Source organism: Nocardioides sp. 1609 (assembly GCF_004522105.1).
Lineage (GTDB): Bacteria > Actinomycetota > Actinomycetes > Propionibacteriales > Nocardioidaceae > Nocardioides.
Window position 1 is genome coordinate 222,640 of the sequence record NZ_SPUJ01000007.1, and the last position, 23,919, is coordinate 246,558.

The window sequence follows — 23,919 nt, forward strand, 5'->3', positions numbered from 1 at the left end:
GACAGGACAGGTCCGGCGGCTACGGGACGGTGGGCCCGACCGGGACGGGGCGTGCCTGCACGAGCGGGGGCAGCGGCGCGGACCGGCCGGCTGTCTCCGGTGCGCAACGGCCCGACCGCAGCTGCGCCTGGTCGAGCGGGAAGACGTTGAACAGCTCGTTCCCCGCGTCGTACACCGGGCACGGGACCCAGCGTTCCGGCCCCTGACCCCGGCTCGCACCGGGTGCGACGGCCAGGGGATCTCCGTCCTGGTCGAAGAGCTGCACGCCCTCGAGCGGGAGGCCCTCGGCGTCGTAGGCGAAGACGTTCGTCACCGGCTCGTCGTCGAGCTGGAGTCCCGGTCGCTGCTCGGAGCGGGCGCCCGCGTTGAAACCCGCGCGGTACCCGTCGAACGCCTGCGCCTCGGCGCGGTTGCCCGCCAGGTAGCCCGGCCACGGGACGTTGAACGAGAGCATCGCGACCACGAGCCCGACGTTGGTCGTCAGGGTGACGAGCCGGCCCGACACGTGTCGACGGCGACCGGATCCCGGCCAGAGGCGGTCGAGGCCGACCAGCACGCTGAGCGCGACCGCGACGGCCAGCAGACCGGGCCCCACCACCGGGTGCCCGAGCGACGGCACCACCGTCAACGGCTCGTGGCTGCCCGCCAGCACGTCCGCGAGGGTGACCGCGATCCAGGCGCGGGCGACCCACCAGGCCGGGCTCAGCTCGCGGACGACGTCCCAGGTCGCGCGAGCCCAGGCTCGCGCCCCGACCACGCGGTCGAACCGGTCACGACTCTCGTCGAGGAGGCGCTCGATGGTGGGCGGACGCGGCACCCGCGGCCGGACCCGGCGGCTCGCGTGCTCCGGGAGCCCGGCCGCGAGCCGGAGCTCGGCGGCGTAGGCGGCGGGGTCACCGAGGTCGGTCCGGCTCGTCGGGTCGGCGAGGTGGTCGACCAGGTCGGCCTCGAGCCCCCCGACCAGCTCCTCGCGCTCCTCCTCGCTCAGGTCGGACAGGCGGGCGCGCACCTGGGCGACGAACGAGGTGATGTCGGGCGTCGTGCGGTGCGGGACACGGGTGGTCACGGGCGGTCTCCCTCGGGTCGGGGCGGGTGGCGGTCGGAGCGCAGGAGCTCGGTCACGGTGTCGCTGAAGGTCGACCAGTCCTTCGACTGGCGCGCGAGCTGGTCGCGGCCGGAGGGCGTCATCCCGTAGTACTTGCGGTGCGGGCCCTCGTCGGAGGGGACGACGTACGACGTCAGTGCGCCCGCGGCGTAGAGGCGACGCAACGTGCCGTAGACGGAGGCGTCGCCGACCTCGGACAGCCCGCTCGCGCGCAGCCGTCGCAGGACGTCGTAGCCGTACCCGTCCTCCTCCTCGACCACCGCCAGCACCGCGAGGTCGAGGACCCCCTTCAACAGCTGGGTGGTGTCCATGTGAAGCACACTAGTGCGCGATCCGCACTAGCGCGTGGACGAGAGGTGCGCGTGTCGCGGACCAGCGACCACGCGGATCCCGGTCGTCACCACGCGGATCCCGGTCGTCACGACGCGGATGCCGGTCGTGGGGACCGGGATCCGGAGCACGACGAGGCGGATCCGGTCGCCGCCGGGCTGGGGTGCGGCGCTCAGACGAACGCGCGCAGCAGCGCCGTCACCAGCACCGCGGCCGCGGCCGCGGCGAGCAGGGGCGCACGGCACAGCAGGAGGACGGTCGCCACGGCGACCCCGACGGCCTCCGCGCCGATCACGAGCCGTCGGCCGTCGGCGAGCAGCGCCGTGGCCACCAGGGCGGCGAGCAGCGCCGGCGCCAGCGCGGCGATCACCCCGGCACTCCACCCCGGGAGCGGTCGGCTGCCCACGACGGCGGGGCCGATGCCCTTCGTCACCACGGCGACGGCGACCAGCCCGGCGATCAGGATCCAGACCTGCGCCTCCGACAGGTTCATCCGGTCCCGCTTCCCGCACCGTCGCCGGCGTCCTCGACGGGAGCCGGCCGCGCGGCCCCGAGCCCGAGGAGGGCCGCGGTGCCCGCCGCGAGGACCGGGACGCCCGGTGGGGCGAACGGCACCAGCGCGATCGCGATGCCCGCGCCGAGCGCGGCGACGACGCGGGCCCGGGGCTGACGGAGCTCGGCGAGCAGGATCGCGACGAAGAACGTCGGGAAGAGGGCGTCGAGCCCGAGCCGCTCGGTGTCCGCGAGGACGTCGCCGGAGAACGCCCCGACGACGGCGCCGGCCGTCCAGGCGACGTACTGGGGCAGCGTGGTGCCGAACAGCAGCCCCCGGTCGAAGGTGCCGTCGCCGCGGTTGGCGAGCGCCCACGACGAGTCGACGACCGCCTGCCCCTCAACCGCCCGCCGCAGTCGCCCGCCGGTGAGGGACGGCGCCAGGGCGACCCCCATCGCGAGGAACCGCGAGTGCATCAGCGCCGCCGCGGACAGCGCGGCCGGGATGCTGCCACCACCCGCCACGATCGTCAGCGCGGTGAACTGGGCCGAACCGGCGAAGACGAGCGCGGAGGTGACGACGGCCTGGAGGGGCGTGAAGCCGGCGTTGACGGCCAGCACGCTGAAGGAGAGCGCGAGCACGAGGGCGACCGCGCCGTACGGCATCCCGAGACGGACGCCGCGGCGGAAGGAGTCGGCGTCCACCTGCCCACCGTAGGAGCGGCCCCGGCCGGTCCGCCGGCGGGGTCAGCCGAGCAGCACGCCGGCCAGCGCCTGCTCGGCCGCGCCCAGCGCAGCGGCGCCGAGGCCGAGGGTGCTCAGCCGGAGCTCGGGTCGGCGACGTCCGGGCGGGTCGAGCCGGTCGTCGAGCGCGGCGCGCGCGTGGTCGAGGACGAGGTCACCGAGCGGCACGAAGTAGCCGCCGAGGACGACCACCTCGGGGTCCAGGACGCTGGTCAGGGTCGCCAGCCCCAGGCCGAGGTCCCGTCCCACCCGGGCCAGGACCTGCTGGGCCCCGGCGTCGCGGGCGGCCCGCGCGGCCACCGCCTCCGCCGTCGCGGTGGGGGTGCCGAGCTCCTCCATCCCCAGGGCCCGCAGGACGGCGTGCAGGCCCACCGAGGCCTCCCAGCAGCCGCGTCGGCCGCACCCGCACCGTGCGGTCGGGTCGCCGACCGCCACGTGCCCGGCCTCGCCGGCGAAGCCCGTCGCGCCCTGCACGAGCACGCCGCCGGCGACGATCCCGACGCCAATGCCGACCGTGCCGGTCACGTAGAGGGCGTGGTCGACGCCGCGGGCGACACCGTGGTGGACCTCGGCGTAGGCCGCGCAGTTGGCGTCGTTGACGACGCGGACGTCGGAGTCCGGGAGCAACCCGGCCAGCGCGTCGGCGAGCTCGGGACCCGCCAGGGTCAGGTTGGGCGCCCACGCGACGGTGCGGTCGTCGCCGTGAACCAGCGCCGGCACGGCGGCCGTGACCCCGACGAACCGGCCGGCGCCGTAGCGGTCACGCAGGTCGCGCGTCACCGCGAGCAGCGCCTCGACCCGGTCCTCCGCGACCGGGCGCGACTCGCTGAGGACGACGTCGCCGGTGAGGTCGAGGACGACGGCGGTCACGTAGTCGACGTTGAGGTCGAGGCCGAGGCCGAGGTGCCGCCCCGGCCGCAGCGCCACCGGCCGGCCGGGCCGCCCGCGGACCGGCACCCGATCGTCGCCGAGCCGGTCGTCGGCGGCCCGGTCGACCCCGACGGTGCCGTCGGCCTCGAGGCTCGCGACGATCGCCCCGATCGTCGGCTTCGACAACCCCGTGGCGACGGCCAGCTCCGCGCGGGAGGTGGGGCCCAGGCGGCGCAGGGTGCGCACCACCAGCGCCGTGTGGCGGCGGCGGAGCTGGTCGGTCCCGGTCGTCATCGGCTGCTCGTCGGCTGCTTCGTCGCTGGGGTCGTGGGTGGGAGCGGCTGGTCCTGCGTCGCCGGGGGTCCGCCGCTCAGCGCACGCCGCAGCGGTGCTCGCGGGCGGTCTGCTCGAGCGGGTGCGCCGGGAGGGAAGCACGGGCGGCGGCGCCGACGGGGACGCGGCCGCCCCGGCCGACGGTCCGGGGACCGGCGGACACCGTGTCCTCGGGGGTGGGGGTGGGCAGCTCGGGCACGGAGATCCCCTCGTCGTCGGCGGTGGAGAGGTGGCGCACGGGTGCGCGGGTCACGTCCAGGAGGCGGTGCGCTCGCGCAGGGCGGCGTACGTCGCGCGCACCTCGGGGTCGGGCTCGGCCTCGAGCACCTCGGCCTCCGGTCCGGCCCAGGTGGGCGGTGCGGCGCTGCCGGCCAGGGCCCAGGCGGCCTGGCGGGCGGCGCCGAGGGCGACGTACTCCCCCGGCGGCACGACGGTCACGGGTCGGCCGAGCACGGCCGGCGCGAACGCCCGGACGGCACGGCTGCGGGCCGCCCCACCGACCAGGAGCACCCGGCGCGGCTCGACCCCGGTCGCGGCGACGACCTGGTCGACGGCGTCCGCGAGCGCGCACAGCAGGGCCGTGTGGGCCGCGCGCGCGAGGTCGGCACGGGTCGTGCGCGGGGTCAGACCGGTCCAGGTGCCGGTCGCGGTCGGGCGGTAGGGGCTGCGCTCGCCGCCGTAATAGGGCGAGAGGACGACGCCGCCCGCGTCCGGGGTCGACTCGAGCGCGAGCTCGGCGAGGCCGTCGTGGTCGACGCCGAGCCACCGCGCCTGCAGGTCGAGGATCCCGGCGGCGTTCATCGTGGTGACCATCGGGAGGAAGCCGCCGGCCGCGTCGGCGAAGCCGGTGACGACGCCGGTGCCGTCGGCGACGGGGCGGGCGCTGACGGCGGAGGCGACGCCGGAGGTGCCGATCGAGACCAGGACGTCGTCCGGTCCGAGGGCCATGCCGAGGGCGGCCGCCATGTTGTCGCCGGTGCCGGCGGAGACGATCGCGCCGTCGGGCGTGTGGGCGGCGACGCCGCCGGGGGCCACCAGCCGGGGCAGCGCGGGCTCGTGACCGAGCGCGGCGGCGGCGAGGTCGGGGCGCCAGCGACCCTCGGCGGTGGCGAAGTAGCCGGTGCCGGAGGCGTCGCCGCGGTCGGTGAACGGCTCGGTGCCGGGCGCGCTGAGGTGCCGGGCGACGAGGTCGTGGGGGAGCAGCACCCGCGCGACCCGGGCCGCTCGCTCGGGCTCGTGGTCGCGCAGCCAGCGCAGCTTGGTCACGGTGAAGGAGGCGACCAGGACGCTGCCGACCGCGTCGGCACAGGCCTGCGGGCCACCCATCTCGGCGATCAGGTCGGCGGCGGCCCCGGCAGAGCGGGTGTCGTTCCAAAGCAGCGCGTCGCGCACGGGCCGGTCCTCGGCGTCGAGCGCGACCAGGCCGTGCTGCTGGCCGCCCACGCCGACCGCGGCCACGGTGCGCAGCTGCTCGGGAGGCAGCGCGGCGAGGACCTCGTCGACGGCCGCGGTCCACGCTCGCGGGTCGACCTCGGTGCCGGCCGGGTGCCCGACGGCGTGCTGGGCCACGACCGTGCCGTCGTCGGCGTCGACGAGCAACGCCTTCACCGACTGGGTGGAGGTGTCGATGCCGAGGACGAGCGTCATGCCTGCATTAAGTACGACTGTCGTACTAAAGTCAATGGTCGGCGGTCGATCCTGCCACCGACCGGCGACTGCCCACCGCACTTTTGGCTGAATGCGGACAGAACTGGGGGTGATGGGTGGACGAAAGTTGTACCCCGAAGGGGACTTGCCATGATTTACTGACACCATGTCGCCGACGCCCCACACCAGCGGGGTTCAGGCACTCCCGTCCACGACGGCGGCCGCCCCCCTCGGGGGCGGCGAGCTCCTCAGCCTCATGCTCGACGGCAGTCCCCGCACCCGCGCCGACCTGATCGAGCTCACCGGTCTGGCCCGCTCGACGGTGGCCGGCCGCATCGAGGGACTCCTCTCCGTCGGCCTGCTGCTGCCCTCGGGCCAGAGCCGTTCGACGGGCGGCCGACCGCCGACCCGCTTCGCCTTCAACCCCTCCGCCCGGCTGGTGCTCGCCGCCGACTTCGGCGTGACCCACGGGCGGGCCGCGCTGACCGACCTCACCGCCACCGTGGTGGCCGAGGAGGTGAGCGACCTCGACATCGCCGACGGCCCCGAGGCCACCCTGGGGTGGCTCGTCGAGGCGACCGACCGGCTCCTCGAGCGCACCGGCCGCACGCGCGCCGACCTCGCGGGCGTCGGCATCGGGCTGCCCGGACCCGTCGAGCACCACACCGGACGCCCGGTCAAGCCGCCGATCATGCCGGGCTGGGACGGTTTCGAGGTCGCGGCCTGGGTCGGTGAGCGACTCGGCGCGCCCGTGCTCGTCGACAACGACGTCAACATGATGGCTCTCGGCGAGCACTCGGTGGTCTACCCGCACGTCGAGCACCTCGTCTTCGTCAAGGTCGCCACCGGCATCGGAGCCGGCATCATCAGCGGCCGCCGGCTGCACCGCGGGGCCCAGGGGTCGGCGGGCGACCTCGGCCACGTCCAGAGCCCGCAGGGCGGGGACGCCCTCTGCCGCTGCGGCAACCACGGGTGCCTCGAGGCGATCGCCAGTGCCCGGGCCATCGCCCAGGCGCTGGACCCCGACCACTCCCCCGTCGCCGACGCGAGCCGCACGGTCCTCGACCGTCTGGCCCTCGGCGACCGGGACGCGCTGGCCGCCATCCGTCGCGCTGGCCGCGACATCGGCGAGGTCCTCGCGTCCTGCGTCAGCCTGCTCAACCCCTCGGTGATCGTGCTCGGCGGCGCTCTCGCCGGCGGCGCACCCAGCCTGCTGGCCGGCGTCCGCGAGGTCATCTACGCCCGCTCGCTGCCCCTGGCCACGGGTGAGCTGAGCGTCGTGCCGGCCCAGACCGGCGAGCACGCCGGCGTCATCGGTGCGGCCACGATGGCGGTGCAGCAGTTCCTCGCACCGCAGTCGGTCGACGCGATGCTCGCCAACCCGGTCAGCCAAGCCGCGATCTGATCTGACTGTCCGAGCCTGCCAGGGCCGGTCAGGTCATCGGTGGTCGAGCGATCTGACTGTCCGAGCCTGCGAGGACCAGTCAGGTCATCGGTGGTCGAGCGAGCGGCGCGGCTGAGGAACGAAGCCGCGACCCGCGTGTCGAGACCCCTGGCCCACCGAGGCCAAGCCGCCCCGGCGGGCTGGCAGCAGAGGGCCAGCAGTTCCGTCGGCGCTCGCCGGCGCTCGCTCGCTCAAGCTCCGGGGTGCCGGCGTCCGGCCGCTCGGCCCCCGGGGGCCGGAACGGCCGGACGCCGGCCACCCCCGAGATCTCGGGGGTGGCCGGCGTCCGTGGTGGGGCCGGGAGGTCCGTCAGCGGCGGACGGTGAACCTCCAGGTCGTGACGGTGCGGTTGCCGGCCGCGTCGACGGCGACGACGCGCACGGTGTGGCGGCCGAAGGAGAGCGCCCGCTTCGGCGTCGCCGTCAGCCGGCCCTGCGCCTGGTTGTAGCGCACCGGGTTGACCCGCTTGCCGTCGACGAACACCTGCAGGCCGCTGGCCCGGACCGCGGAGGTGCGGTCGGTGACCTTGGCCTTGATGGTCGGCGTCCGGTCGCGGGTCGTGCCCTTCGGGCTCGTCCCGACGACCTTCGGGCCGGTCGCGTCGACCGTCCAGGTCGCCGTCGCCGGGCTGGCGTCGACGCCGCCAGCGCTCACGGAGCGGACCCGCACGGTGTGCCGGCCGTCCTTGAGGTTGCCGAACGTCTTCGGCGAGGTGCAGGCGGTGTACGCCGAGCCGTCGATCGAGCACTCGAACGTCGCCTGCCCCGCACCGGGACCGGTGGCCGTGAACCGCAGGGTCGCGGTCCGGGCCCGGGTGGTGCCGCTCGGCGCCGCGGTGATGCGGGTGTCGGTGACGCCGACCGGCGCCGCGGTCACGGTGATCGTGACGGTGCCGGTGTCGTCGTCGGTGCCGTCGGAGACGACGTAGTCGAACGTGTCGCTCCCGACGTACCCGGCGGCCGGCGTGTAGGTGACGCTGCCGTCACCGGCGATGGTCGCGGTGCCGTGCGCCGGCGTCGTCACCGACTCCACGGTGAGGGTCGCTCCCGTGTCGGCGTCGGTGTCGTTGACCAGCACGTCGACCGAGACCGCCGTGTCCTGCGCGGTCGTGGCCGAGTCGTCGACCGCCACCGGGGCGGCGTTGACCGGGTCGTCGCCGTCGACGGTGAAGTAGTCGAAGCCGACCACGTCGCCGCTGTCCAGCACGCCCGCGGCGAACACGCCGAAGCTCGGGTCGGCCATCTCGTTGGAGACGGTGCTGGCCAGCGCCGTCCAGGTGACGCCGGCGTCGACGGAGAACTCGCCGGAGTACGTCGACCCCTCCTTCGTCAGTCGCAGGCGGAGGTCGGCGCCCTGTCCGGCGGCCAGCACGGCCTCGGGCAGGTTGCCCACGATCACGTCTCCGACCTCCGAACGCATCTCCACCTTGATGGCGGAGCCGGCGTTCTCACCGGTCAGGAAGTCGAGCTTCACGTAGTTGGCGTCGTCGCCGTAGACCATGATCCCGGCCTGGCTGTAGCCACCGGTCAGGGCCGAGGCGTCGAGCCCGGTCTCGAGGACGAAGTCGTCGCCGGCGTGCGAGGCCGACTGCAGGACGTAGTTCGACTTCGCGGTCCCGGCCAGGTAGATCTCGCCGGGCGTCGTGGTGAGCCGCAGCTCACCGTCGACCACCGTGTACTTCGTGGTGTCCTCGGCCTGGATGGCGTCCCAGCGGCACTTGTCGAGCGCGGTGCCCTCGAAGGTGTCGTCGGAGGACGTCGGGCCGCACGGCTCGGTCACCGTGACCGTCACCGTGCCGGTGTCGGTCAGCGCTCCGTCGGAGACGGTGTAGCCGAAGGTGTCGGTGCCGGTGAACCCGGCGCCCGGCGTGTAGCGCACGGTGCCGTCGGCGTTGATCGCCGTGGTCCCGTTCGCCGGGTCGGTGACCGCGGTGACGGTGAGGTCGTCACTGTCGGGGTCGGTGTCCCCGACCAGCACCGGCACGTCCAGGGCGGTGTCCTGCTCCGTGGTGGCGGTGTCGTCGTCGGCGACGGGCGCCCGGTTCTCGGTGCCCGCGCCGGTGACCTCGAAGTAGTCGAAGGTCCCCGACTGGCCGGTCTGCTGGACGCCCAGGGAGAAGACCCCGAAGTCCATGTCGGCCGTCGGGTTCGACACGGTGCCGACCGTGACCCAGCCGCCACCGAAGTCGACCTCGCCCACGTAGGACGTGCCCGTCTTGGTGATGCGCAGCTTGAACGTCGAGACGTTCGGCGGCACGACGACCTCGGGCTGTGGGTTGAGGATCGCCGCGTTGGACTCCGACCGGAGCTCGATGCGGTTGAAGCTCTCGGCGGGGCGGTCGACGTCGGCCACCGGGTCGAGCTTGACGTAGTTGTCGTCGTCGCCGTAGATGAGCAGGCCCGCCTGGCCGTAGCCGTCGGTGTAGGTCGCCGACAGCTGCGTCTCGATCGAGTAGTCCTCCGTGGTGTTGGCGTCGGACTGCAGGATCAGGTTGGTCGCCTGGTCCTGGTTCGCCGAGGCCGTGTAGAGGTCGGCGGGCGCACCCTGGATGGTCAGGGCGCCACCGGCGACCTCGTAGGCGTCCGGGTCCTCACGCACGATGGCGTTCCAGCGGCACTCGTCGAGCGAGGTGCCGTCGAAGTCGTCCCGCGGCCCGGCGGCGCCGCTCGTCCCGTCGGGGTCGAAGCGGATCCAGTCGAAGGCCACCGTCGGGGTGCCGACCGCGCCTCCGGAGACCGCGGTCGGTCCCACCTTCGGCGAGGGCATGGTGCCCATCGGGGCCGGACGGCCTACCGGGGCGAAGGTCTCGCCGTCGGTCGAGTACGACGCCCGCAGGTCGGTGCCGTCGGAGGTCAACCGCACGTAGTACGTCGTCGGGAAGCCGGCCGGCACGCCGCCGAGCTTGTCCTCGGCGTTGTTGCGCGCGCTGCCCTGCGTCTCGTAGATGAACTCGACGTCGCGGGTGCCGCCGGCCGAGATGAGGTGGACCGAGGCCCAGTTCTCGTCGTCGGAGTAGAGCCGCAGACCGGCCTGCTGGTAGTTCTCCGTCACGTCGGCGGTGACCTTGGCGGTCACCTCCCAGGCGCCGTCGGGGGCCGCCTGGACGACGACGTCCTTGGCGTTGCCGCCGGGCCCGTAGAGGCTGCCGGTGTCGATCGGCATCGTCAGGCTGCCGCCGGTGACGGCGACGTTGCCGCTGGGACGGATCACCTCCCACTTGCCGTCGAGCGCGGTGCCGTCGAACTCGTCGGACTGCTGGGTGCCACAGTTGTTCAGCACCCGGATCGGCACCGTGGACGACGCGCTGGCGCCCTGGGCGTCGGTCACCGTGAGTCGCGCGGTGTAGCTGCCCGGCTCGGTGTAGGTCCACTGCGCGTCGAGCGTGGTGGCGGTGTCGGCGTCACCGGGGACTCCGAAGTCCCAGGCGTAGGTGAGGGCGTCGCCGTCGAAGTCGGTCGCCGAGCCGGTGAAGTCGACGGTGAGCGGCGAGGAGCCCTGGACGGGCGTTCCCGTCGCGCCGACCTGCGGCTTGGAGTTGATCGAGACGCCCTTGCCGGCGGCGTCGAAGAAGTTCAGGTTGAACAACCCCGTCGCGGCCGGGTCGTCGTTGGCGAAGACGAGGAACAGCTCGTGCGTGCCCTCCTGGGCCGCCGGGGCGACGTCCATCGTGACGGTCTGCCAGGACTGCCAGCCGCCGGTCACCGGGACGTCGATCGAGCCGGCCAGCGGACCGGTCGGGCTGTCGAGGTGGGCCTCGATCCGCCCGCCCGCACCGGCCGAGGCCACGCGGAAGCGCAGCTGCGGCACCTGGAACAGGCTGATCGGGGCGTAGGAGACGTGGTCGCCGGCGTCGATGTTGGACACGTTGCGCGACCCGCCCTGCGGGTCGGTCGTCGCCTCGGTGGCCACGCCCTGCTGGGTGTCGAAGTGCTCGGCCTGCTTGCGCTTGGGCTGCAGGACGACCTCGTCCTCACCGCTGAGCGTGCGGATGGTGCCGGCACCCTCGTCGGTGTAGCTGGCGTTGATGACGCCGAAGATGTCGGCCGAGGCGTCGTGGCCCTCGTCCTTCACCGTCTGCAGGACGACGTCACAGCCGGTCGCCGAGCTGAGCGGGTGACCGTGCGAGTCGTGGCCGAGGATGTAGTCGATCTCGACCTTGCTGCAGTCGATCTCGCCGTCCTCGGGGTCGGTCACGTTGACCTTGACCCGCACCGCGTCACCGAACTCGAAGAACCCGCCGTTCGGGGGCAGCTCCAGCTCGACGGTGGGCCGGGTGTTGCCGACGGTGACGACCGCGGTGGCGACACCGGTGCGTCCGGTGGTGTCGGTGACGACCAGGCGGGCGTCGTAGACGCCGTTGGTCGTGTAGGTGAACGTCGGGTTCGCCTCGGTGGAGTCGACGGTCCCGTCGTTCTGGAAGTCCCAGGCGTAGGACGCGATGGAGTCACCCTCGTCGGGGTCGCTCGAGCCCTCGCTCGAGAACTGGACCGGCAGGGGGGCGACACCCGAGTCGGGGGTGGCCCGCGCCGAGGCCGACGGCGAGCGGGCGCCCTCGTTGATCGCGTTGATCTTGTAGACCGCGGAGTTCTCGTTGCCGGTGAAGTACCCGCCGTTGCCGTAGTCGAGGACGTAGAGCGAGCCGTCCGGCCCGAACTCCATGTCCATCGCGGCGTAGAGCGTCGAGGAGTCGAAGAACGGGTCGATGCTCGACACGTCTCCCTCGGCGTCCAGGGCGATGTCACGGATCCAGCCGCGGGTCCACTCGCCGGCGAAGAAGTGGTTGTCGAAGTACTCGGGGAACTTCACGTCGGAGTCGAGGTCGGGGTCGTAGTTGTAGACCGGACCGGCCATCGGGCCCTCGCCGCCGCCGCCGAACTCGTCGGTGGTGACGCCGTTGTAGGTGACGCTGCCGCCGTCGTACTTGATCCAGGCGGGCTGGGCGGGCGGCAGGTTGGTCAGGCCCGTGTTGTGCGGGCTGTTGTTGACCGGGGCCGCGCAGTCGAACTTCGGGCCGGTCGCGTTGGTGGCGAAGTTCCACCTGTTGTACGTCTCGGCCGCGGTGTTGAGGCCGGTGCAGTAGGGCCAGCCGAAGTTGCCGGCCGCCCGGATCTGGTTGAACTCCACGATGCCGCCGGGACCCCGGTTGGGGTTGGCGCTGCCGGCGTCGGGGCCGTACTCGCCGAGGTAGACGTAGCCGGTCTCCTTGTCGACGGTCATCCGGAACGGGTTCCGGAAGCCCATGGCGTAGATCTCCGGGCGCGTCTTGTCGCCGGTGTCGGCCGCCTCCGGGAACAGGTTGCCGCCCGGGACCGTGTAGGTCGCGGCGGTCGCGTCGGGCTTGATCCGCAGCACCTTGCCGCGCAGGTCGTTGGTGTTGGCCGAGCTCCGCTGGGCGTCGTAGGACGGGTTGCGGGTCAGCCGCTCGTCGAGCGGCGCGTAGCCGTCGGAGGCGAACGGGTTGGAGTCGTCACCGGTGGAGAGGTAGAGGTTGCCGTCGGCGTCGAAGTCGATGGCGCCGCCGGCGTGGCAGCAGATCCCGCGGTCGGCCTCGACCTGGAGCAGCTCCTGCTCGGTCGAGGGGTCCAGGTCGTCGTCGACCATCTTCATGCGGGTCAGGACGTTGTGGCCCTTCCAGGCCTCGAACGTCGCCTCGGTGCCGTCGTTGGGGGCGTCGCCCGCCGGGGTGTCGAGCGGCGGGGCGTAGTAGAGGTAGACCCAGCCGTCCTCCTCGAAGTTGGGGCTGACCGTGAGGCTCTGCAGCCCGTCCTCGTCGTGGGAGTAGATCGGCACGTCGTAGAGCAGCGTGGTGTTGCCCTCGAGGTCGGTGAGGAAGATCCGGCCGTCACGGGCGTTGTGCAGCACCCGGCCGTCGGGCAGCACCGAGATGCTCATCGGCTCGCCGACCTTGTCGACGCCCTTGGCCAGGGTGACCTGCTCGAAGGAGGCGTCGGTGGGCGGCAGCTCGGTGCACGCGGTGGGCGCCTGGTCGGCGGCGTACTGGATGCCGCCGAGCAGGTGCAGCTCGAAGAGCGGCTCGCTGAACGAGGCGTCGGTGTGACCGCCGCCGGTGTAGAAGCTGCGGCCGCCGTCGTACTCCTGGTACCAGGCGATCGGGTGGTCGTCGTCGGTCGCGTTGCCGTCCTCCTCGACGTAGGTCGACTCATCGACGGTGGCCAGCACGTTGATGTTGGGGTTGCTGCGCGGGGAGTAGTCCGGCACCGTCGCGGGGCCGTTGCCGCCCACGTACGGGAGGTCGCCACCGGCGAAGGTGCCGTCGGTCGGCTGGAAGTTGTACCACTCGTCGGTGCGGCTGACGCTGTCCGGCATGGCGCAGGTCGAGGGGGTCGTCTTGTCCTCGAACCGCACCGTCGCGGTCGGGGTGCCGGCCGGGTGGTTGCGGAAGTAGGCGCCGACCAGCTCGCCGTACCAGGGCCAGGTGTACTCGGTGTCGGAGGCCGCGTGCACGCCGACGTAGCCGCCACCGGCCTGGATGTAGTCCTCGAAGGCACCCTGCTGGGTGTCGTTGAGGACGTCGCTGGTCGTGGAGAGCCAGACGACCGCCTCGTACTGGGCGAGGTTGGCGGTGGTGAACTTGGTGGCGTCCTCGGTGGCGGTCACCGTGAAGCCGTACTGGGCCCCGAGCCGCTGGATCGAGCGGACGCCCGCACCGATCGAGCCGTGCCGGAAGCCGGTCGTCTTGCTGAAGACGAGGACGTCGAACTCCGGCTCGGCGGCCGCGGCCGCCGCGGCGGCCGGGGCCGCCGAACCGGCCGGCGCGGCCGCACCGGCAGTCGCCGGCGCGGCCTGCGCTGACGACAGGCTGCTCGACGAGATAGCCGGTGCGGCGGCGGCCGTGGCCGCCGACGCGGGGGTGGCGACCATGACGCCGCCGGTGACCGCCAGGGCGGCTACCCCGGCGATCACCCCGCGCACGCCTGCCGCGGGTGTACGGAACCTGCTCATGCTGTCCTGCCTTCTGCGAGTGGTGTGGTGCGGAGAGAGTGGTGCCGGGACCTGGTCAACGGCGGACGGTGAAGCGCCAGGTCGTGGTGGTGCGGTTGCCGACGGCGTCGACGACGACCAGGCGCACGGTGTGGCGTCCGATCGACATCGGGCGCCCCGAGGTCCAGGTCATCCGGTCGGTGCGCGCGTCGTAGCGCACGCCGACCGTCTTCCCGTCGATGCGCAGGGTGAGGTGACGGCGGGCCAGCTCCGAGCCCTGGTCGCGGACGACGGCGCGCACGGTCGGGGTGCGGTCCCGGGTGGTGCCCTTGGGTCCGAGGTTCTTGACCATGGGCCCCTGGGTGTCGACCCTCCAGGTGCGCACGACCGGCGTCGCGTCCTTGTTGCCGGCCGCGTCGACCGCACGGACCTCGAGCCGCTGCGCACCCTGGCGCAGGTTGGTGAAGGTCGCGGGCGACGCACACGGGCGCCACGCGCCGCCGTTGAGGCGGCACTCGAACGTGCCGGCCTCGTCGGAGGTCATCCGGAAGGTCGCCGTGGTGCTGCGGACGGTGCCGGTGGGCCCGGCGGTGACGGTGGTCTGCGGCGCCGTGGTGTCCGGCGTCTCCCCGTCCTCGACCACGATCTCGACCGAGTCGGTGGCCTCGTCGCCGGTCTCGCCGTCGGTCACGGTGACCGTGGCCGCGAAGGTGCCGGCCTCGGTGTAGGTGTGCTCCGGCGCGGCGCCGGTGCCCGTGCTCCCGTCACCGAAGTCCCACTCGTAGGTGAGGTCGGTGGGCGCGAGGTCGACGCAGCCGATCCGCTTGGCCGCGTTGTCCGGGTCGTGGATCACGATGGAGACGGCCTTGGGCCCGGCGCGACGCATGCTGTGCTTCATCGGCGGGTTGCCGTTGCCCTCGGCGTCCGTGGTGAACGGCAGCCAGATCTCGTTGGCCTCCGCGAACGGCTGGGTCTCGTCGAAGCGGAAGTGGGCGCCGGCGTTGCCGTCCGAGCACCGCTGTTCGTGCACGTGAACCATGTGGGCGGCGTTCGGCTTGAGGCCACTGACCTCCAGCGAGGTCATGGTGTGGTCGGCGCCGCGCATCATCTCGGCGGTGCCGGTCAGGTCGGGGTACGACGTGAGTCCGTCAGCGAAGGGCTTGACCTCGCCGGCGGTCGTCGAGGCCTCCGTGACCGACGTCGCGAACCGGACGTCGAGCGGCGAGGTACCGCTCGTGGGCGTGGCGGTGGCGTCCACGCCGAGCTCGGGCTCGACCGGGGCTCCGTCGACCACGACCTGCACGCTGCCGGTGCCCTTGTTGCCCTCGGGGTCGGTGGCGGTCAGCACGGCCGTGTACGTGCCCGGCTCGGTGTAGGTCCAGGTGGTCCGGGCGAAGGTCGACGTGTCGGCCTCGGTCCCCGGAACCCCGAAGTCCCAGGCGTAGACGAATGGGCCGCCCTGCTCGTCGATGGCGCCACCCTGGAACAGCACGTTGAGCGGCGCCGTTCCTGTGGTCGGGGTGCCGCTGGCGGTGACGACCGGGTTGACCCCGCCAGTGACGGTGATCAGGTAGTCGCGGGCGAAGACTCCACCCTTGCCGTCGGAGACCTTGAGCGTCACGGTGTAACGCCCAGGGGTGGCGTAGGTGTGGTGGGCGTGCGCCGAGGTCGACTTGTCGGAGTTGTCGGAGGCGTAGCCGAAGTCCCACTCGTAGGTCAGGGGGTCGCCGTCCGGGTCAGTCGCGTTGGCCTCGAAGTGCGCCTCGAACGGGGCCGGGCCTGTCTTGGCGCCGGTGGAGTTCCCCACGAACGGCGTCGCGACGGGTGCCCGGTTCGCGGCGGCCTCGACCACCACGGTGCCGCGCATCGTGGCGCCGTGGATCGAGCACCAGTAGTGGTAGGTGCCCGGCGTCGTGAAGGTGCGCCGGATCGGCGCCCCGTTCGGGTCGCGGTACTCCTGCAGCGGCGGGTTCCAGGTGGCGCCGGTGTTCTGCGAGGTCAGGTCGTGGGCCATGGTCGCCCGGTCGAACTGCCACTCGACGGTGTCGCCCACCTTGATCGTGACCTCGGAGGTCCCGTTGTCGGCGGAGACCCACTGGTTGTTGGTCGCGCTGTCGACGGCGTCGACGACCCAGGTGCGGCCCTGCGACGCGCCCTCGACCGTGATCTGCACCGTGTCGGTGGCGGTGGCCCCGGCGGTGTCGGTCACGGTGACCGTGGCGGTGTAGGTGCCGGCCGCGGTGTAGGTGTGGGTCGCGTCCGCGCCGGTGGCGGTGTCGGCGTCGCCGGCCACCCCGAAGTCCCAGGCGTAGGTGAGCTCGTCGTCGTCGGCGTCGGTGCCGGCGGCGGTGAAGTCGACCTCGAGCGGGGCGGTGCCGGAGATCGGCGTGGCCGATGCGGTCACCTCGGGCGCGGTGTTGGTGCCGCAGTCGCGCTCGGGGGCGGCGCCGAACCAGGCGAACCTCGCCGTGGCGACCGCGGTGCCGGGTCCGCGCAGGGCGTAGGGCCCGACGAAGGAGTCGGCACCGAACCCGGCCCGGTCGTCACCTGCGGACTGCCAGGTCTCGCCGTCGACGGAGTACTCGCCGCGGAAGGTGACGCCGTCGTTGGAGGAGAGGCGCAGGAAGACGGTCTCGGGGAAGTCGGCCGGGAGGAACGGTCCGCCGAAGTCGCCCCCGGGGCCGGAGTGCCAGTTGCCCGAGAAGTCGTTCTGGCCCCCGCTGTTGCGGAGGAACTCGACCCAGCGGTTCCCGCTGCCCTTGTTGACGAAGGCCAGCTTGAGGTAGCCGCCGCCGGTCGGGTCGTGCAGCACCAGGCCGGCCTGCTGGCCCTCCGCGGTGCTCGGGAACGTCAGCTTGGTGACGGCCGAGTAGGCGCCGTCCGGCATCTCCTGCAGCATCAGGTTGGGCGAGCCCTCCGTCAGCTCGCCGGGGCCGGTCTGCAGCTCCAGGTTGCCGCCGGTGACCTCCCAGAGGTCGGGGTTCTCGCGCAGGATGCCGTTCCAGCGCTCGGTGCTCAGGGCGGCGGCGAAGTCGTCGCCGCGCGAGCAGCTGGTCATGGTGGGCTCACCGATCGGGACCACCGGGTACTCGAGCACCGGCTCGCCGTCGAAGCGGACGTACTCGTAGTCGGCGGCGGGAGCCGTCGCGGCGGCACCGCGCAACGCCATCACGCCGACGCGCGGGGAGTTGATCCCCTCGAGCGCACGCGGGATGCCGACCTGGGTGAAGGTCTCGCCGTCGGTGGAGTAGGAGCCCGTGAGGTTGGTGCCGTCGGAGCTCATCCGGAGCCAGAACGTCGTGGGGAAGTCGGTCGGCAGGAACGGGCCGCCGAAGTCGCCGCCGCCGGTGTGCCAGTCGCCGGTGAAGTCGAAGGTGTTGTTGGGGTCGCTGCTCTTGAGGAACTCGATCCACTCGTTGCCGCCGGTGCTCTTGCGCACGAACATCAGCTTGGCGAAGCCGGACCCACCGGCGCCGGCGACCACGAGTCCGGCCTGCTGGCCCTCCTCGGTCGGGTCGAAGGTGAGCTTGGTGGTGGCCGCCCACCCGCCCTCGGGCGTCGCCTGGGTGATGACGTTGGGCGCCGTGGAGTACTCACCGGGTCCGGCCTGCAGGCTGAGCACGCCGTCGCCGACCTCGTAGAGGGAGGCGTCCTCGCGCCGGATGTTCCAGCGGCAGTTGTCGAGCAGATCGCTGTCGTCGAACTCGTCGGAGCGCCGCTGGTCGCAGGGCGGCTCCTCGCCGGGCAGGACGCCCGAGATGGCGAAGACGTGCAGCTTCGGGTCGCTGGGCAGCGTGATGCTGACCAGGTCCTTGTCCTGGACGGCGACCTGCTGGGCCCAGAGGAACACCCGCGGCCCGGTGTCGCCGCCGGCGTCGTGGCGGTGCGGCATGTCGACGGCGATCGTCTCGCCGAACTTGGGCGAGACCGCCCAGTCGGTGAAGCGCAGCTGCACCGTGGAGGTGGTGCCGTCGCCGTAGGTGATCGTGGCCGGCTGCTGGACGTCGCCGTTGTGGGCGGCCGCGATGATGCTCAGGCCGGAGAAGCGACCGGTCGGGAGCGGGATGGTCTGGCCGTTGGTCTCGACGTTGTTGAGCAGGCCGTCGACCGAGCTCGGGAACTCGTGGTCGACGCCGTCGACGACGAGCGGCCCGCCGTTGGCGCGGACGCCCTCGGGGAGCGTCTCGGTGGCGTAGGCCCAGCCACCGCCGTCGAAGTTGCCGTTGCCCGGGTTCGCGTGGGTCGAGATGCCGTCGTTGTTGAAGAACGTCGACAGGTCGGCCACGGCCCGGCACACGCCGGACTCGAGGGCACGCACCGCGACGGTCGCGGTCCCGGTGTTGCCGTCGGGGTCGGTCACGGTGAGGGTCGCGGTGTAGCGACCGGCCGTGGCGTAGGTGTAGGTCGGGTCCTGCTCGGTCGAGGTGTCGTCGGTCGTGCCGTCGACGCCGAAGTCCCAGGCGTAGGTGACGGCCTGGCCCTGCGGGTCGGTGGCGGTGCCGGTGAAGGCCACCTCGACCGGGGCGATCCCACAGCTCGGGGTCGCCGAGGCCGTCGGGACCGGGTCGGTCAGCACGGTGACGCTCCGGGCGGTGACCGTGGCGCCGCGGGTGCCGTCGGCGTCGACGGGCGTCACCTTGGCGGTGAAGGAGCCCTCGGCGGCGTAGGTGTGCTGCACCTCGGCGGCGGCACCGGTCACGACGGCGGAGCCGTCACCGAAGTCCCAGTCGTAGGTGAGCGCGTCGCCCTGGCGGTCGACGCCCTCGGCGGTGAAGGTCACCTCGAGCGGGGCGCCGCCTCGGACCGGGTCGACCTCGACGGTGTTGACGAAGGGCTCGTCGACGTCGAGCTCGCGGATCTGCACGTTGCGGAAGGAGACCGAGTCGGCGGTGCCGTGGTTCTGCAGGCCGACGTAGCCGGTGGTGCCGCGCGAGCCGTCGGAGGTGTAGCGGTTGACCTCGACGCCGTTGAGGGTCATCACGTAGGTCTGGCCGACGACGCGGATCTCGTAGTCGTTCCACTCCCCGATCGGCCGGGCGTTGCGTGCGTCCTCCCGGTCGAAGTTGTAGACCGAACCGGTCTTCTGGGGCTCGTCGTTCGGCTGACCCTCCTTGATCTGGATCTCGTGGCCGTTGTCGACGGCGACGAACGGGTCGTCGCCCGGGTCGGGGAAGCGGGTGAAGACACCGGAGTTGTCGGCCTCGTCGCTGAGCTTGAACTGCAGCTTCATCGAGTAGTCGGCGAACTGCTGGGTGTCGTTCCAGAGCAGGCCGAGGCCGCCGACCGAGGTCAGGGCGCAGTCCTCCACGATGAAGCCGCCCGGGCCGGACTGCTTCCAGCCGTCGAGGTTGCGACCGTTGAACAGCAGCTCGTAGCCGGCGTCCGCGGTGGGCAGCGTCGCGCAGGCCCGTCGGACGACGACCGCGACGGTCCTGGTGCTCGACTTGCCGGTGGTGTCGGTCGCGGTCACGGTCGCGGTGTAGCTGCCGGCGGTGGCGTAGGTGTAGGCGACCGTCTGGCCGGTGGCCTTGTCGGCGTCCGTGCCGGCGACGCCGAAGTCCCAGGCGTAGGTGATCGCGTCGCCGTCGTTGTCGGTCGCCTCGGCCGTGAAGGAGACGTCCAGCGGAGCGGAGCCCTCGGTCGGCGTGGCGGTCGCGGCGGTGATGAACGGGGCGACGTTGGAGGCGATGCCGTCGCCGGTGAAGCGGACCTCGTCGAAGTTCATCTCGCCGTTGCCGGTGTAGACGAAGAACAGCCCGCGGCCGCCCTGGTCGGCGTCCCGGCTGGTGATGGCACCGGTGACGGTCTTGTAGTAGTACAGGCCCTCGGTGGACCCGGCGAGCGGGATCCGCGAGACCACGGGACCGTTGGCCGCGCCGGCGCGGACCTCGATGGCGGCACCGTCGGCCGGGGAGCCGGAGTAGGTGACCGAGATCGACTGCATCCCGGCCAGGCTCATCGGGCTGTAGGACACGTGGTTGCCGTTGCCCATGCCGGTGATGATCCCGCCGGCGCCGGGCCGCGTGCCGGACTTGTCGTCGTAGCCGGTCTCGCTGACACCCGAACGGCCGTTGGCGTGCTCGGCCTGCTTGCGCTTGGGCTGCAGGGTGATCAGGGCGCGGCCCACGAGCGGGTCGTTGGCTCCCGCGCTGCCGCCGCCGTCGGCGTACGTCGCCGCGAGCTGGCCGTAGATGTTGGCGTCCTCGCCGTGGTCGGTCGAGTCCGACATGGTCATGGTGCCGCTGCAGCCGAGCTGGCTCTGCAGCGGGTGCGCGTGCACGTCGTGGCCCAGGCCCTCGGAGACCTCGACCCGGGCGCAGTCGACGCTCTCCTCGCGATCGGTCACGTCGACGTCGTAGTCGACGTCGTCGCCCGGGTCGAAGAAGCCGCCGTCGATCGGGGCGTTGAAGTCCAGCACCGGCCGGGTGTTGCCGACGTTGACGATGACCTGGCCCGTGGCGGTCTTGCCCGTGGCGTCGGTGACCTTCAGCGTGGCCTGGTAGTCGCCGGCCGCGGTGTAGCGGTGGGTGGCGTCGGCCGTGGTGGCGTCGGTGGTGCCGTTGCCGTCGAAGTCCCAGGCGTAGGTGAGTGCGTCGCCGTCGGGGTCGGCGGTGCCGGCGCTGGAGAACGCCACGTCGAGCGGGACGCCGCCCTCCGCCGGGGTGGCAGTCACCTTGACCTGCGGGGCGGAGCCGTTGACGGCGTAGTCGATGCGGACGAGCTTGGTGTCGGGCGAGCCGGAGAAGAAGCCGGAGCCGTACTCGAGGACGTAGAGCGAGCCGTCGGGGCCGAACTCCATGTCACCGGGGGCGAAGAAGCCGCTCATGAAGTCGTTGATGGAGGCGATGGACCCGTCCGCGTTCGTGCGGACCTCCTTGATCCACCCGCGGCTCATCTCGGAGATGAAGATCGAGCCCTCGTAGTCGGTCGGGAACGCGGTGTCCTTCGCCGTCGTGTTGCGCGACTGGCGGTAGACCTGCGCGCCGGTCGGCGTCGAGCCCTCGACCTGCGGGTACTTGAACGGCGCCGAGGTGGAGTAGGGGATCCACGCGTCGGTCATCGGGGGCAGGTCGGCCAGGCCGGTGTTGTTGGGCGAGTCGTTGACGCCGGTCATGCCGTTGGGGTCGTTGCAGGGGAAGCGCTTGGGGGTGCCGTCGGGGTTCTTCTTGAAGGTGTTGGCGGTGAAGTCCCAGTCGACGTAGGCGCCGCCGAAGCCCTGGTCGGTCAGGTCGGCGCCGACCTCGCCACCGCAGTAGGGCCAGCCACCGTTCATGGCCTCCGTGGTGCGGTTGAACTCCTCCTGGTGCCGCGGGCCGCGGTTGGGGTCGTTGCTGCGCGAGTCGGGCCCGACCTCGCCCCAGTAGACGGCGTCGGAGTCGGGGTCGGTGCCGAGGCGGTACGGGTTGCGCAGGCCCATCACGTAGATCTCGGGACGTGTCTTGGCCGCGTCGGCGGTCGGGTACTTGGCGGTGGCGTACTTCCCGCCCTCGCCGAAGAGGTTGCCGTCGGGGATGTCGTAGGACATCCCCGGGCTGCTCTCGGGCGGGTTCTCGTCACCGAGGTCGTCGGCGCGCGGGATGATCCGCAGCATCTTGCCGCGCAGGTCGTTGGTGTTGCCCGCGGAGTCCTGGGCGTCGTAGTCGTTGCGACCGGCGCGCTCGTCGTGCGGGGAGAACCCTCCGTTGTCGGAGGACGACGTGTTGTCGCCCGTGGTGAGGTGGAGCACGCCCTGGCCGTCGAACTGCAGCGAGCCCGCGGAGTGGCAGCAGACGTTGCGCTGGGTGCCGACCTCGAGGATGACCTTCTCCGAGGCCTTCTCGATCGAGACCTCGCCGGTCTGGGCGTCCTCGACGAGGGTCAGCCGCGACAGCCGGTTGGCGTTGTGGGCCTTCGGCTGCGGGGCGTAGTAGACGTAGAGGTGGTTGTTGGTCGCGAAGTCGGGGTCGAGCGTGATCCCGAGGCCGCCGTCCTCGAGTCCGCTCCACACGCTCAGCTGCGCGGCGAGCATGATGATCTCGATCGAGCCGTCGGTCGGGTCGTACATCTGGATGTCGCCGGCCCGGGTGATGAAGAAGACCCGTCCGTCGGGGGCGACGGTGAGCTCCATGACCTCGCCCAGGGTGCTCCCCTGACCCAGCACGACCTTCTGGAACTTGCTGAGGTCGGGCGCGGCCGCCGCGGCGGGGGCAGCGGCTGCGACGGCGACGTCGGGCAGGGTGGCGGCGGGGGCCGCCTCGGCGCGGGCCGGGAGCATGCCGAACAGTCCCGCGGCCAGGGCCAGCACCACGGCGACGGCGAGTCCGCGCCGCGGGGCGGGCGCGGTGCCGTGCCCGGCCGCAGGGTGGGAACGGCGAGGGCGACTGCCCCCGGGGAGTGCCGAATCGTGTGCCATGCGCGCAGATCGCCCTTTCGCGAAGACCGGGGGCCCGAGGAGCCACCCGTGACGGTCGTCACACTAGGGAGAGAGTTTTGCCGACGTCAATACATAAGTGCGCTGGGCGTCGTCTTATTTTGGCAAGTCGGTGGCACAGAAGGGGTGCATGCCGACGACCCGGCACGCCTGGGGGCGTACCGGGTCGGGCGGGTGGGGCGTCTCAGTGCGGGAGGGTCTCCCTCACGCGGGGACCTGCTGCCACTGCCGGGTGTCGGAGCTGGACTCGACGGCACCCAGGACGCGCTGGACCTGGAGGCCCTCGGCGAAGCCGGGCGCGGGGTCGGTGCCGGCGGCGATCGCCGAGACCAGGTCGACGACCTGGTGGGTGAAGCCGTGCTCGTAGCCGAGCCCGTGGCCCGGGGGCCACCACGCGGCGACGTACGGGTGCGTGGGCTCGGTGACGAGGATCCGGCGGAACCCGGCGGTCTCGTCGGGCTCCTCGGCGTCGAAGTACTCCAGGACGTTCATGTCCTCGAAGTCGAAGGCGAGGCTCCCCTTCGACCCGTTGAGCTCCAGCCGGATCGCGTTCTTGCGGCCGGTGGCGAAGCGGGTCGCCTCGAAGACGCCGGCGGCGCCGCCGCGGAACCGGGCGAGGAACAGCGCGGCGTCGTCGACGGTCACCTGGCCCCGCTCGGTCGAGGCGGTGCCGGAGAGGCCGGCGTGCTCCGCGGCGAGCGGGCGCTCCTTGACGAAGGTCTCGAGCTGCCCGGAGACCTCGGCGATGAGGTCGCCGGTGATGTGCTGGGCCAGGTCGATGATGTGGGCGCCGATGTCGCCGAGCGCACCGGAGCCCGCCTTGTCCCGCTCCAGGCGCCACGACAGCGGCGCCTCGGGGTCGGCGATCCAGTCCTGCAGGTACTGGGCGCGGACGTGGCGGATGTCGCCCAGCCGCCCCTCGGCCACCATCCGGCGCGCCAGCGCGATGGCCGGGACGCGGCGGTAGGTGAAGCCGACCATGGCGCGCACGCCGTGGACGGCGGCGGCCTCGGCCGCGCGGACCATGTCCTCGGCCTCGGCGACCGAGTTGGCCAGCGGCTTCTCGCAGAGCACGTGCTTGCCCGCCTCGAGTGCCGCGATCGCGATCTCGGCGTGGGTGTCACCCGGGGTGCAGATGTCGACCAGGTCGACGTCGTCGCGCTGGACCAGCCGGCGCCAGTCGGTCTCGCAGTCGCGCCACCCGAGACGCTCGGCGGCAGCCGCGGTGCGGGCGACGTCGCGCCCGCCGAGGACCTGCATCACCGGGTGGAGGGGAAGGTCGAAGAAGCGTCCGGCGGAACGCCACGCCTGCGAGTGGGCCGCGCCCATGAAGGCGTGGCCGACCATGCCGACGTTGAGGCGACGAGGGTCGGGACCGCCGTCGGCACCGAGGTTGAGCGGGCTGGTCATGGTGGGGCTCCAAACGTCGGACGTCCGTTCGTCCCGGACCGCCGGGGGCGGCGGTCCGGGACGGACGGGTGTTCAGTGGGTCAGGACTTGAACGCGGTGGGGAGGTACTCGTCGACGTTGTCGGCGGTCACGACGGGGGCGAAGAGCTGGACGGTGCGGGGGACCTCGACCTCGACGAGGTCGGAGACGTTC

At 72.5% G+C, this 23,919-nt stretch carries 11 protein-coding genes; 1 reads left to right on the forward strand and 10 read right to left on the reverse strand.

Annotated features, from left to right (window positions below):
- Positions 1–19: 19 nt before the first annotated feature.
- The 7 genes from E4623_RS19665 to xylB form a co-directional block, all read right to left on the reverse strand.
- Positions 20–1,066: a hypothetical protein gene (locus E4623_RS19665; RefSeq protein WP_134768267.1), complete on the reverse strand. Its 1,047-nt coding sequence runs from the start codon at positions 1,064–1,066 to the stop codon at positions 20–22.
- A complete protein-coding gene (locus E4623_RS19670; protein WP_134768268.1) occupies positions 1,063–1,416 on the reverse strand; it encodes a PadR family transcriptional regulator in 354 nt (117 codons plus the stop codon). The genes E4623_RS19665 and E4623_RS19670 overlap by 4 nt, the downstream gene beginning before the upstream one ends.
- Positions 1,417–1,607: 191 nt before the next feature.
- Entirely contained in the window at positions 1,608–1,928 is a 321-nt protein-coding gene (locus E4623_RS19675) for an AzlD domain-containing protein (RefSeq protein WP_134768269.1), read from the reverse strand.
- Positions 1,925–2,632, reverse strand: coding sequence for an AzlC family ABC transporter permease (locus E4623_RS19680; RefSeq protein ID WP_209020778.1), 708 nt, complete (start codon positions 2,630–2,632; stop codon positions 1,925–1,927). Before E4623_RS19680 ends, E4623_RS19675 begins: the two co-directional genes overlap by 4 nt.
- A gap of 42 nt (positions 2,633–2,674) precedes the next feature.
- Complete coding sequence (locus E4623_RS19685; protein ID WP_134768270.1) at positions 2,675–3,835, reverse strand: ROK family transcriptional regulator; 1,161 nt, start codon at positions 3,833–3,835, stop codon at positions 2,675–2,677.
- A 76-nt stretch (positions 3,836–3,911) separates the two neighbouring features.
- The gene (locus tag E4623_RS19690) at positions 3,912–4,127 is read right to left on the reverse strand and encodes a hypothetical protein (protein ID WP_134768271.1); all 216 of its coding nucleotides are present in this window, start codon (positions 4,125–4,127) and stop codon (positions 3,912–3,914) included.
- On the reverse strand, positions 4,124–5,521 hold the full coding sequence (gene xylB / locus E4623_RS19695; protein ID WP_134768272.1) for a xylulokinase: 1,398 nt from the start codon (positions 5,519–5,521) through the stop codon (positions 4,124–4,126). The genes E4623_RS19690 and xylB overlap by 4 nt, the downstream gene beginning before the upstream one ends.
- Before the next feature lie 166 nt (positions 5,522–5,687).
- Between xylB and E4623_RS19700 the strand changes: the two genes are divergently transcribed.
- On the forward strand, positions 5,688–6,926 hold the full coding sequence (locus E4623_RS19700; protein ID WP_134768273.1) for an ROK family protein: 1,239 nt from the start codon (positions 5,688–5,690) through the stop codon (positions 6,924–6,926).
- 348 nt (positions 6,927–7,274) lie between these two features.
- Here the strand turns inward: E4623_RS19700 and E4623_RS19705 are convergent, their stop codons facing one another.
- The 3 genes from E4623_RS19705 to E4623_RS19745 form a co-directional block, all read right to left on the reverse strand.
- Positions 7,275–13,928, reverse strand: coding sequence for a ThuA domain-containing protein (locus E4623_RS19705; RefSeq protein WP_134768274.1), 6,654 nt, complete (start codon positions 13,926–13,928; stop codon positions 7,275–7,277).
- Positions 13,929–13,983: 55 nt separating this feature from the next.
- A complete protein-coding gene (locus E4623_RS23055; protein WP_209020779.1) occupies positions 13,984–22,194 on the reverse strand; it encodes a PKD domain-containing protein in 8,211 nt (2,736 codons plus the stop codon).
- A 327-nt stretch (positions 22,195–22,521) separates the two neighbouring features.
- Positions 22,522–23,727 (reverse strand): Gfo/Idh/MocA family oxidoreductase, encoded by a 1,206-nt coding sequence (locus E4623_RS19745; protein WP_209020780.1) that lies wholly within the window; start codon positions 23,725–23,727, stop codon positions 22,522–22,524.
- Positions 23,728–23,919: the final 192 nt, after the last annotated feature.

Bases quoted from the DNA above. Each gene is read 5' to 3' on its own strand.
- E4623_RS19685 (WP_134768270.1), bottom strand. From the start codon at position 3,835: ATGACGACCGGGACCGACCAGCTCCGCCGCCGCCACACGGCGCTGGTG.
- E4623_RS19670 (WP_134768268.1), bottom strand. From the start codon at position 1,416: ATGGACACCACCCAGCTGTTGAAGGGGGTCCTCGACCTCGCGGTGCTG.
- E4623_RS19675 (WP_134768269.1), bottom strand. From the start codon at position 1,928: ATGAACCTGTCGGAGGCGCAGGTCTGGATCCTGATCGCCGGGCTGGTC.
- E4623_RS19745 (WP_209020780.1), bottom strand. From the start codon at position 23,727: ATGACCAGCCCGCTCAACCTCGGTGCCGACGGCGGTCCCGACCCTCGT.
- xylB (WP_134768272.1), bottom strand. From the start codon at position 5,521: ATGACGCTCGTCCTCGGCATCGACACCTCCACCCAGTCGGTGAAGGCG.
- E4623_RS19700 (WP_134768273.1), top strand. From the start codon at position 5,688: ATGTCGCCGACGCCCCACACCAGCGGGGTTCAGGCACTCCCGTCCACG.
- E4623_RS19705 (WP_134768274.1), bottom strand. From the start codon at position 13,928: ATGAGCAGGTTCCGTACACCCGCGGCAGGCGTGCGCGGGGTGATCGCC.